This is a genomic window from Actinomadura sp. 6K520 (assembly GCF_004349245.1).
GTDB lineage: Bacteria > Actinomycetota > Actinomycetes > Streptosporangiales > Streptosporangiaceae > Spirillospora.
Window position 1 is genome coordinate 1 of record NZ_SMLC01000210.1, and the last position, 10,875, is coordinate 10,875.

12 protein-coding genes are annotated in these 10,875 nt (G+C 73.2%); 4 read left to right on the top strand and 8 right to left on the bottom strand.

What is annotated here, in order from left to right; translation table 11 throughout:
• Nucleotides 1-229: 229 nt before the first annotated feature.
• Nucleotides 230-1,021 (bottom strand): ABC transporter ATP-binding protein, encoded by a 792-nt coding sequence (locus E1289_RS32870; RefSeq protein ID WP_243713304.1) that lies wholly within the window; start codon nt 1,019-1,021, stop codon nt 230-232.
• A complete protein-coding gene (locus E1289_RS32875) occupies nt 1,014-1,916 on the bottom strand; it encodes an ABC transporter permease (RefSeq protein ID WP_243713305.1) in 903 nt (300 codons plus the stop codon). The genes E1289_RS32870 and E1289_RS32875 overlap by 8 nt, the downstream gene beginning before the upstream one ends.
• A gap of 179 nt (nt 1,917-2,095) precedes the next feature.
• On the opposite strand from E1289_RS32875, the gene E1289_RS32880 reads away from it, so the two are divergent.
• The 4 genes from E1289_RS32880 (at nt 2,096) to E1289_RS32895 (ending at nt 5,795) form a co-directional block, all read left to right on the top strand.
• Nucleotides 2,096-3,727, top strand: coding sequence for a bifunctional phosphatase PAP2/diacylglycerol kinase family protein (locus E1289_RS32880; protein WP_131987258.1), 1,632 nt, complete (start codon nt 2,096-2,098; stop codon nt 3,725-3,727).
• Nucleotides 3,728-3,805: 78 nt separating this feature from the next.
• Nucleotides 3,806-4,042 carry a DUF6158 family protein gene (locus tag E1289_RS32885; RefSeq protein WP_131987260.1) on the top strand — a complete coding sequence of 79 codons (237 nt, stop codon included), beginning with the start codon at nt 3,806-3,808 and terminating at the stop codon, nt 4,040-4,042.
• A gap of 349 nt (nt 4,043-4,391) precedes the next feature.
• Nucleotides 4,392-5,216: a VanW family protein gene (locus E1289_RS32890; protein WP_165970705.1), complete on the top strand. Its 825-nt coding sequence runs from the start codon at nt 4,392-4,394 to the stop codon at nt 5,214-5,216.
• Between the two features lie 45 nt (nt 5,217-5,261).
• Nucleotides 5,262-5,795: a YceI family protein gene (locus E1289_RS32895; RefSeq protein ID WP_131987264.1), complete on the top strand. Its 534-nt coding sequence runs from the start codon at nt 5,262-5,264 to the stop codon at nt 5,793-5,795.
• On the opposite strand, the gene E1289_RS32900 is transcribed toward E1289_RS32895, so the two are convergent.
• The 6 genes from E1289_RS32900 to E1289_RS32925 form a co-directional block, all read right to left on the bottom strand.
• Nucleotides 5,743-6,573 (bottom strand): hypothetical protein, encoded by an 831-nt coding sequence (locus E1289_RS32900; RefSeq protein WP_131987266.1) that lies wholly within the window; start codon nt 6,571-6,573, stop codon nt 5,743-5,745. The genes E1289_RS32895 and E1289_RS32900 overlap by 53 nt on opposite strands.
• Nucleotides 6,570-7,685: a glycosyltransferase family 4 protein gene (locus tag E1289_RS32905; RefSeq protein WP_131987268.1), complete on the bottom strand. Its 1,116-nt coding sequence runs from the start codon at nt 7,683-7,685 to the stop codon at nt 6,570-6,572. Before E1289_RS32905 ends, E1289_RS32900 begins: the two co-directional genes overlap by 4 nt.
• Nucleotides 7,685-8,038 carry a hypothetical protein gene (locus E1289_RS32910; RefSeq protein WP_131987270.1) on the bottom strand — a complete coding sequence of 118 codons (354 nt, stop codon included), beginning with the start codon at nt 8,036-8,038 and terminating at the stop codon, nt 7,685-7,687. Before E1289_RS32910 ends, E1289_RS32905 begins: the two co-directional genes overlap by 1 nt.
• The gene (locus tag E1289_RS32915) at nt 8,035-8,763 is read right to left on the bottom strand and encodes a hypothetical protein (protein WP_131987272.1); all 729 of its coding nucleotides are present in this window, start codon (nt 8,761-8,763) and stop codon (nt 8,035-8,037) included. The genes E1289_RS32910 and E1289_RS32915 overlap by 4 nt, the downstream gene beginning before the upstream one ends.
• Before the next feature lie 10 nt (nt 8,764-8,773).
• Nucleotides 8,774-9,946: a glycosyltransferase family 4 protein gene (locus E1289_RS32920; protein ID WP_243713306.1), complete on the bottom strand. Its 1,173-nt coding sequence runs from the start codon at nt 9,944-9,946 to the stop codon at nt 8,774-8,776.
• Nucleotides 9,943-10,875: NAD-dependent epimerase/dehydratase family protein (locus tag E1289_RS32925; RefSeq protein WP_131987274.1), on the bottom strand; the 933-nt coding region annotated here is incomplete at its 5' end. The genes E1289_RS32925 and E1289_RS32920, both read right to left, overlap by 4 nt.

Consider the following 10,875-nt stretch of genomic DNA (forward strand, 5'->3'; position numbering starts at 1 on the left):
GTTCGGGGGGAGTGGGGGGTGAGCCGGTCGGCCATGGGAGCCTCCCTCGCCGCTGAGGTTCTCCCTCGAAAGTAGATCTACTTTCGCTTCTCATCCAGAGACGATCCGGTAACTCCGCGTCACATTGGTCTCACCGGGCGCGTCGGCCCCGGAAGTCCCACGGGCACCTTCGCGCGGGGCCTTACAGGCCACTGACCCGCTGTTCAGCGGCCCTTACCCGGTTGGGGCCTTACTTGCCGGTGGCGTCGGTGTAGGCGGCGATGACCTCTTCCGGGTCGCCGTCCATGTGCATCTGGCCCTCGTCGACCCAGATGACGCGGTCGCAGGTCTCCTTGACCACGTCCAGTTGGTGGGCGACGAGGAACACCGCGCCGGCCTCCTTGCGCAGCTCCTCGATCCGGCGCTTGCTCTTGTTCTTGAATTTGGCGTCGCCGGTGGCGAGTGCCTCGTCGATCAGCAGCACGTCGTGGGTCTTGGCCGCGGCGATGGCGAAGCGGAGCCGGGCGCCCATGCCGGACGAGTACGTCCGCATGGGGTACTGGATGAACCCCTCCTTGAGCCCGGCGAACTTCACGATCTCCTGGTACTTCGCCCTGGTCTCGGACGGGGTCATGCCCATCGCCAGGCAGCCGAGGATGATGTTGCGCTCGCCGGTGAGGTCCTTCATCAGGGCGGCGTTCACGCCCAGCAGGGACGGCTGGCCGTCGGTGTAGACGCCGCCGCTGTGCGGAGGCAGCAGCCCCGCGATCGCCTTCAGCAGCGTCGACTTGCCGGAGCCGTTGGTGCCGATGATCCCGATGGCCTCGCCCCGGTAGGCGACGAACGACAGGCCCTTGATCGCGTGGACCTCGGTCATCGTGGGGCGGCTCTGCCGCCGGATGATCCGGGAGAACGCGCTGGCGGCGTTTCCCTTCCCGCCGGCGCCGAACACCCGGTAGACGATGTGGAGATCGTCCACCACGACGATCGGTTCCCGGGTCGGGTCGATGTCGATGGCCCCCCGCACCTTGGTGTCAGCCACGGCCGTATCGCTCCTCGGCACGGTAGAAGTACATGAACCCCCCGATCAGCATGACCAGGCTCCAGCCGCCCGCGAGCAGCCACAGATGCGTCACGGAGGTCACGCCCAGAGTCGACTGGACGTATCCCCGGTACTCGCCCAGCAGGACGTACCGGCTCAGCTCCAGGAACACGTACGCGGGGTTCGCTTCGAGCAGCACGCCGAGCCACCCGTGGTTCTTCAGCAGGTCGCTGCGCTCCATGAGCTGCGGGAGGCTGAAGATGACACCGGACGCGTACAGCCACGTCCGCATGACGAAGGGCAGCAGCTGCGTGATGTCGCGGTTGAACGCTCCCAGCCGCGCCATGACCATGCTGATGCCGACGTTGAACATCAGCTGGAGCAGCAGGATCGGGACGAACAGCAGCATGTAGAAGCTGAGCGGCTCGCCGAACGCCAGGATGATGGCGAACAGGACGAACAGCGACACCAGCAGCTGCTGCAGCTCCACGACCGCGTACGCCAGCGGCAGCGTCGCCCGGGGGAAGTGCAGCGCCCGGATCAGCGACAGGTTGTCGCCGACCGACTTGGAGCCGGAGGTGACGGACCGCTGGGTGAAGCCGAACAGGAACACGCCGGTCACCAGGAACGGGATGAAGTCCGGCACGCCGCGGCTCAGCTTCAGCAGCAGCCCGAAGATCAGGTAGTAGACGGCCGCGTTCAGCAGCGGGGTCAGGACCTGCCACACCTGGCCCAGGCGGGAGTCGCTGTGTTTCGAGACGTTCTTCGCCGACGCGAAGGCCCAGATGAAGTTCCGTCGAGCCCACACACTCTTCAGATACTTGGGCAGCGGGGGGCGCGCCGCGCTCTGCCTCAGCCCATGACGTGCGGCGTAGTCGGCCAGCGTCTCGTTCACGTGAGGAGGCTCCGCGATCGTTCCGACCGACTCGCCACCCGAGGAACCGAGCCGTTCCGGGTGACTCATGCCCGGAAGCCTATTGCAGTCGATGAGTCCGAGGTGACGTCTGCCCGCATGTGACCCCCGATTTGAGATCTTTACGGCATCATGGCGCCGTCCCTGGGGATACCCCGATCATGCGCGCCAACCACAAAGGCCATCCCACCGCGCAGCGACGGCCCCCCGTCTGGCGGCGCCCCCCGCCGCCGGAACCCCGGTCCCGCTTCCACCGTTCCCGCACGCTGCGCAGGCTGGGGCGGATCGACCGGTGGGCGTTCGACGGGGTCGCGGCGGCGCACCTGCCGGGCCTGGAGTACGTCCTGCCGAGGCTGTCGCGGTTCGCCGACCACGGCGTGCTGTGGTTCACGAGCGCCGGGGCGCTGGGGCTCACCGGAGGCGCCCGGCTGCGGCGCGCGGCGCTGCGCGGGTCGATCGCGATCGCGGTGGCGAGCCCCGCGGTGAACCTCCTCGGCAAGCAGGCGTTCCGCCGCAGGCGGCCCGTCGTGGACCTGGTGCCGCCGATCCGGATCCGCTGGAAGCTGCCCACGTCGCACGCCTTCCCGTCCGGGCACTCGGCGTCGGCCGCGGCCTTCGCCGCGGGCGTCGCGATGGAGGCGCCGCGCCCGGTGGCCGTGCCGGTCGCGGCGACGGCCGCGGCGGTGGCGTTCTCCCGGGTGTACACCGGCGCCCACTATCCGGGCGACGTCCTCGCCGGGGCGGGGATCGGCGTGCTCGCCGCGCTCGGGACGCGGACGGTGTGGCCCGCGCACCCGCCGGCGGCCCGGGTGACCCCGGCCGAGGACACGGTCACCGGGCGGGACCTCGGCGAGCTGGTCACCGACGACGGGCGGGGGGTGGTCGCGGTCGTCAACCGCGCCGCCGGGGGCGGCGACGCGGCGGGCGGGATACTGCCGGGCCGCGCGGACTTCGCGGTGGAGATCTTCGAACGGGAGCTGCCCGCGGCGGAGATCGTCACGTTCGCGGCGGGCGACGACGCCGACAAGGTGTTCGGCGCGGCGGCCGGGCGGGCGTCCGTGCTCGCCGTCGTCGGCGGGGACGGGTCGGTGAACGCGGCCGCGCGGGCTGCGCTGCGCCACGACGTCCCGCTGCTGGTCGTCCCGGGCGGTACGTTCGACCACTTCGCCCGTGCCCTGGGCGTCGCGTCGGCCACGGAGGCGATCTCCGCCTACCGGGGCGGCCGGCTCGGCCGCGTCGACGTCTCCTACCTCACCCCGGCGGCCGGGGGGCGCGGACAGGACGCGGAGCACCTCTTTCTCAACACCGCCGGCTTCGGCGCCTACACCGAGCTGCTCGAACAGCGGGAACGGCTGGAGCGGCGCATCGGCAAGTGGCCCGCGCTCGCCGTCGCCGCCGTCCGGACGCTGCGGCGCTCCGAGCCGGTCGACCTGGTCGTGGACGGCCGCGAACACCGCGTCTGGCTGGCGTTCGTCGGCAACTGCCGCTACGGCGCGCGGGGCGCCACGCCGAACTGGCGCGAGCGGCTCGACGACGGGTGGCTCGACATCCGGACGGTCTCCACCGGCCGCCGCGTCCCCCGCGTCCGCGCGGTCGCCGCGGTGCTGGCCGGGCACCTGCACATCACCCCCGGCTACCGCGCGTGGAAGGCGACCGCCCTGGAGGTGGTGTCACCGGCCGGCGGCCTGCGGGTCGCCCGCGACGGCGAGCTCACCTCGCTGCCCGCGAGGCTCCGCTTCGGCAAGCACGCCGGTGCCCTGACCGTCTTCTGTCCCGCCGCCGCCCTCGGCTGACGGGCCCTGCGGCACGCGTGGTTCGGCGGACGGTGACCGGGTAGGGGACCGGACGCCCACGGAGGAGGAAACCCGGATATGACGAGCAATGACACCGCGACGGGGGTCGACCCCGGTGCGCTCACCGACGAGGATCTGCTCCGTGAGCTGGGGCATCTCTACCAGACGAGGCTCGACGCGCTCCGGCACGCCGCCGACCAGGCGTACGGGGAGCACACGCGCCGCATGAACCGGCTCGAAGCCGAGTACCTGCGCAGGCGCCCGGGACGGGAGATCGACCCCGAGCGGTTGCGCGAGGGCGCACGCGCCCGCTGACGGCGCACGGATGACCCCGACCGCCCGACCGGTTCCGCGCCACCGGCCGGGCGGTCGGCTGTGCGCGGCCTGGCACGGCACGGCCTGGCGCGCCCGGGGCGGGGCCCGCTGTTGTTCGCGGGTTCGTGTTGTTCGGGTAAAGGTCCGGCGTTGGGCGTGGGGGAGCGGCAGGGTCCGTTGCAGGATCCGAAGGGGATCCTCGGGGGGTGTGTGTTCTGTGAGGCGGACCCGGCCTGGCCGGAACCGACGGTGCCACGAGCGGAGCCGTCACGGCGATCGCCATCGCCGCGGGCAGCGCCGCGGGCAGCAGCCGAAGCTGGGCGAGTGCGTCCGGCGGTGGTGGCCGTTCGTGGCGGGCACGCTGGCGACGACCGGGCTGCTGCTCGGGGCGTACCTGCTGGCGCCGCGCGAGCCGGGCGCGGCGGCGACGCTGACCGTCCGCGGCAAGGCGCCGCCGGACGGGTCCTTACCGGGCACGATCGCACCGGACGCCGCGTCCGGCGGGGGCGCGGGCGCCCAGGAGCGGCCGATGAGCAGCTACACCACCCGTTTCACGCCGGGGGAACCCCGCGTCCGCAACATCGAGCTGGCCGCCGGGATGCTCGACGGACACGTCGTCGCCCCCGGCCGGACGTTCTCGTTCAACGACGTCGTCGGGCCGCGCACCAGGAGCCGCGGGTACGTCCCGGCGCCGGCCATCATGGGCTCGCGGCTGGTGAAGGACGTGGGCGGCGGCATCTGCCAGGTGTCCTCGACGCTCTTCAACGCGGTGTTCAAGGCGGGCCTGGACATCCGGAGGTCGCGCGCGCACACCATGTACATGCCGGAGTACCCCGAGGGCCGCGAGGCCGCGGTCGCCTATCCGGAACTGGACTTCAGGTGGCGGAACGACACCGGGCGCCCCGTCCGCATCGAGGTCGGCTACACGGCGGCGTCGCTGACGGTCAGCCTGTACGGCGAACGCAGGTACGAGGTCCGGTCGAAGACGTCCGGGCGGTACGGGGTCAAGCCGTATGGGACGGGCGTGGGGCGGGGGCGAAAGTGCGTGCCCATGGCCGGTCGTGAGGGCTTCGAGATCGACGTCTGGCGGACGCTCCTCGCCGACGGGCGGAAGGTGAAGCGCGAGAAGTTCCACACCGAGTACCGCCCGCAGCCCCGGGTGAAATGCCGGTAGGGGGTGCCCGCGGGGCTCCGGCGGCGCCCATGACAGGCTGAGGGCATGGCGGTACGAGAGGGAACGTACGAGCTGGGGCCGGACGAGGGGCGGCTGCTGGTCAGGACCGGCCGCAGCGGGCTCGGGCGGCGCGCCGGCCACGACCTGACCATCGAGGCCACGCGCTGGAGGGCGGCGGTCGAGGCCCGCGACCCGCTGGACGAGTCGGCCGTCCGGGTGACCGTCGACGTGGACGCGCTGGAGGTGCGCGAGGGCGCCGGGGGCGTGAAGCCCCTCACCGACGACGACCGCGCCGAGATCAAGAAGAACCTCCGCAAGGTGCTGGACGTCCATCGCCACCCGGAGATCACGTTCGTCTCCACCAGGATCACCGGGGACGGCGGGATCGAGGGCGACCTCACGATCATGGGGCGGGCGAAGCCGGTGCGGATCGAGGCCGGACTGGACGGTGACCGGGTGCGGGGCGGTGTCGCCGTGCCGCAGAGCCGCTGGGGCATCAAGCCGTACTCGGCGTTCTTCGGCGCCCTCAGGCTCGCCGACGACGTGGAGATCGAGTTCGACGTCCGGCTCCCCGCCTAGCGCGGGCGGCGCGGGTGAACTGGTCGTCCAGGCTGCGGGGGAACGGCAGCATCCGGTGGATGTCGCGCCAGGGTGCGAACTGCCGAACGGCGTTGAAACCGGCCGCGGTCACGATCCGTTCGACGTTCGGGCCCGGTCGCCAGGCGGGATAGACGTCGAGGTACGCGACTTCTGGCGCCAGACCGTCCGGCTTCTGGGGCGATACCAGTGTCATCGGCGGGCGGATGCCTTCGGCGGACGCCATGTCGCGTGCGTAGGCGACGAGTTCGAGTGTCTCTGCTTCCGGCCCGCTGTGGACGATGAGCCAGCCGTCCACGTCGACCGGTTCCGATGGGGGATCGGTCAGGGTGAGCGGCAGGATCTCGGCGGAGACGGCGCGGAGGAACGCCTCGTGCGCGGGCGCCAGCGGTTCGAGGAGGAACGTCCGGTCGAAGCGCGGGGGATCGGCGGGCAGCAGCGGCGCGTACGCGTCCCAGCGGAGCAGCCGCGCCAGGTGCGTGACCTTCGCACCGGGAGGGAATCCGCCGCCGCGGACGAGTTCGCCCTTGAGGCCCGCGGGGAACGCGTCCACGATCACCTCGTCCGGCACCTCGTCCGGCGCGAGATCCGCGGCGCCGATGCTCCGCACGGTCCGCCAGTCGCCGGTGACCCGCGGATCGCCCGCGAACGGCGACCCCGTGACGACGGTGACCGGCCCGGCCGCCCCAAGGGTGTGCAGGACCGACCTGAGCCGCGTCAGGTGCCCGAGCCCGTCCCCGGACGCGTAGCAGAGGATCAACGGACCGCGTCGAGGACGGCGCGGTACCCGGCGGTCTCGGCGGCCGGGGTGAAGTCGCGCCGGATGCGCTCCGCGCCCGCCGCGCCGAGCTTCGCCAGCTCCGCGTCGCCGGCCCGCGCGGCCCGGTCGATCGCCGCGCGGCACGCGTGCGCGTTCCCGGCGGGGAACGTGAACCCGATCTCGTCGTCGGCGACGTCCGCGAGCCCGCCCGCGTCCGAGGCGAGCAGCGGCACGCCGAGCGCCGCCGCCTCCAGCGCGACGTTCGGCATCCCGTCGTAGAAGGACGGCAGCGCGACCAGGTCGCAGCTCGCGTAGACGGCGGGCAGGTCGTAGCGCTCAAGGAACGGCAGGGCCGAATGCGGCACGCCGCGTTCGGCCAGCCACTGCGCCACGGACTCCTCCACCTCGCCGACCAGCAGCAGATGGAACGCGTCGGCGTGCCCCGACGCGGCCAGGGCGTCCAGGAAGAAGCCGACGCCCTTCTTGACCTTGAGCTGCCCGATCAGCCCGATCGTCCGGCGCCCCGGCGCGACGTGCTCCGCCCGCCACGCCCGCGCCCGCTCCCGCTCGGACGGCAGGACCCGCCACTGCGCGGTGTCGACGCTGTTGGCGACGTACGCGACCACCGCGTCCGGGGCGATCGCCGACACCAGCGGCGCGTGCGAACGGGCGACGACGCACACCCGGGACGAGGCGCGCAGCGCGTCCGCCAGCACGCCCCGCCGCCGCATCGAGAAGACGCCGACGTCGATGTCGTTGCCGCGCAGCAGCGTGACCAGCCGGGCGTCCAGCAGCGCGGCCAGGACGGGCGCGGCGAGCATCGCGTACGCGCCGCCGAACGCGACCACGTGGCCGTAGCCGGTGAGGTTCTCGGCGTTGATCGTCGTCCACAGCCGCCGCAGCGCGTGCTCGGGGTCGTCGCCGAGCGGCGCGGTGATCAGCCGGCCGCCGTCCTCGCGCCCGACACCCCACGGGCGGGCGCGGCGGGTGAGGTGCGCGACGTCGACCGCCACCCCGGACGCGCGCAGCCCCCGCACGATGCGGTCGCACGACTGGGACATCCCGCCCCGGCTCGGCGGATAGTGCTCGGTGAGCCACAGGACGCGGGGCATCAGCTGTCCACGAAGCCGGTGTCGTCGTCCGGGCCCCAGTCACCGCCGTGGGACCAGTCGTCGCCCGGGTTGAACGCCCCGCGGTCGTACTCGTTGAAGGTCGAGTACCACATGGCGTCGTTGTAGAGGTGCGAGCTGCGCTGGTAGTAGTGCCGCCGGTAGCCGCCCGTCCAGGCAGGGTGGTGCGGGTCGGGCGTCCCGTAGCCCTGGGCGGCGCCGCACTCGGGGCAGAGCCCGCCCGGCCCCGCGTGGGCGCCGCAGACGGCACGGCCGCACCCGGGGCAGGACGCCACCGCCGCCTGCCCGCAGCGGCCGAGGACGAAGAAGCCGGTGGTCACCGAGCATGGGGTCACGGGGTCCTCCTCGCGGGGCGGCCCGGGGGCGTCCACCGGAACGGTTCCGTCGACACGTGCAGGATCTGGTCGATCATGGCCTGGTCCTCCAGCGGCCCGGGGAACTTCCCGTTCGCCCGGATGACCACCCGCTTCCCCGGCTTGACGCGGACCCTGATCCACGGGGGCGGCGGTGACCCCGGTCGCTGCACGGCCGCGTCCTTCGCCAGCCGCCGCGTCACCTGGACCACCTGCACCGTTTTCGACTTGGACTTGAACTTGACCTTGCCCCGTGGGTTGCGCTTGCGGTACTTGCGGTGCCGGACGCGGTCGGTCACCGACAGCTCCAGGACGCTGCCGTCGCGCAGCTCCGCCCGCATCCGCAGCCACGGGTCCATGGCGTACCACTGCTTCATCGACGTGATCGGGGGCCGGACGGGCACGTCGTACTGCGGCCCGTTCTTCTCCGGCAGCTTGTGGCCGCGCATGTCCGCCGCCACCGACAGCGTTCCGTGCGGCGGCATGTCGGCCGCCAGGATCCGCAGCATCGGTACCAGGACGCCCGGCACCCGGCGGTTCAGCTGCCACTTGCCTCGCCGCACCTCGCCGCCGTGCCGCGCCAGGCTCTGGATGACCGGCTCCCAGTCGTCCCGCCGCAGCGAGACGGCGAACGCCCGCTCCAGGGTCAGCGCCCGGTGCAGGGGATGGAACCGCTCGATGGCGGCCTTCTGCTTACGCCAGAACATGACGAACCACCTATCGAACCTGGTCGTGCACCGGCCGGACGACCGTGCGGTAGACCTCGGCCAGGCGGGCGCGGGAATGCGCCCACGTCTGGCCCTCCTCAATCCGGAGCCGGCCCCTGCGTCCCATGGCGATGGCCTCGTCCGGGTACTCCAGCAGGATCCGGACCGCCCGCGCCAGCTCGGCGGGACGGTCCGCGGGGACGAGCCGCCCGTGCTCCCCGTCCGTCATCAGCTCCCGCACCGCGGGCAGGTCGGAGGCCACGACCGGCACCCCCGCCGCCATCGACTCGATCACCTTGAGCGGGGCGCAGCCCTGGTCGAGGTTGCGGGCGCAGCCCGTCAGCGGGGCCACCGAGACCTCCGCGTGCGCCAGCCACGCGGCCACCTCGTGGTGCGGCAGCGTGAACCGCCAGTCGACCCGCCCGGCCACACCGAGCCGCTCGGCCAGCCGCCGCACCGGCTTCGACCGCCGTTCCGGGACGGACGAGCAGACCACCAGCCGCAGGCCGTCCAGGTCGGCGAGCCTGGCGAACGCGCGCATCAGCACGTCCAGGCCCTGCCACGGCTGCAGCGCGCCGATGTAGACGACGTACCGTTCGGGCGCGCCTTCGGGACGCGGGGGCCGCGCACCCGCCTCCGCCCCGTTCGGCACCAGGTGGATCTTGGGCTCGGGCACGCCGAGCGCGGCGACGGCCGCACCGATCACCCGCGACGGCACCACGACGGCGTCGCTGCGCTCCAGGCAGTACCGCTCCAGCTCGCGGATCTTGCCGAGCGTGCTGGGCGCCGCCCACGGCCAGGTGTGGCTCATCTCGATGGACGGCAGCCCGTTGACCTCGTAGACGACCCTGTGCCGCCGGCCGTCCGCGACGACCGGCAGCGCGCTCCACGGGTCCCGGACGTGGCAGACCTCCAGCGTTCCGAGGTGCGGCTCCAGATGGCCGGCGACCCACCCGGAGAACGCCTCCGCCCGGTCGATGAGGTTCGGGACCGGGACGTCGAACCGCGCGATCTCCCGGGTCCCCTCCCGCTGGTACCGGGGCAGGTCCGGGCCGCCGATCACCCCGAGCAGCCCGCCGCCGAACCGGTCGAACAGCTCGTCGGCCATCTGCGCGATGTGCACCGCCGAGCCCTTGCTCGACGGGAACCGGTCGAACGCGAAGTACGCCGCCCTGTGCCTCACCCGACCCGCACCTCCTCGTGCGCCGCGCGGTGCCAGGCGATCTGGTCGGCGAGCCCCTCGGCGAGGCCGGTCGCCGCCGTCCAGCCGAGCAGCCGCCGGGCGCGGGCGGTGTCGGCCCACGTCCGGGCGGCGTCGCCGGCCACCGGCGTCTCCCGCCGGATCTCCGCGGGGACGCCGAGCGCCGCGGTGAGCATCGCGATCGCGTCCCGGACGGTCACGGGCTCGGGGTGCCCGACGTTGACGGCGATCCCCGGCGGCAGGTCCGCGGCCGCCGCCGCGAGCGTCGCCGACACCACGTCCCGGACATGCGTGAAGCTCCTCGACCGCAGCCCGTCGCCGAAGACGGGGAGCGGACGTCCGTGCAGCGCGGCCTCCACGAACCGGTGGAACGCCATGTCGGGCCGCTGCCGGGGGCCGTAGACGGAGAAGTACCGGAGCAGGACCGTCCGCAGCCCGTCCCGCGCCGCCGCCCCCGCGAGCCGCTCCACCTCCACCTTGCTGGCCGCGTACGGGCTCGCCGGGTGCAGCGGATCGTCCTCCCGGTTCGGCCGCCGCCCCGCCGACCCGTACACCGAGGAACTCGACGCGACGACGACCTTCGGCCGCAGTGCCGCCGGCCGCCGCATGCACGCCGCGAGCAGCCGCGCCGTCGCGCGGACGTTGTCGCGCTCGACCGCGCGCCGGGCGCCCCACGAGTCGCGGACCCCGGGACGTCCGGCCAGGTGGACGACGACGTCCGCGGCGGCGACGGCGCCCAGCTCGTCCACCGCCAGATCGAGCTCCGCCGCGTCGACACCGGGCCCGGCCGCGAGATCCGCCCACGCGCGGCGCGCGACATCGGGGGTGAGTGAACGTCCGGGCGCGTCGACCGCGAGGACCTCATGCCCGGCCGCCGCGAACGCTTCGGCCACATGACCCCCGACGAAACC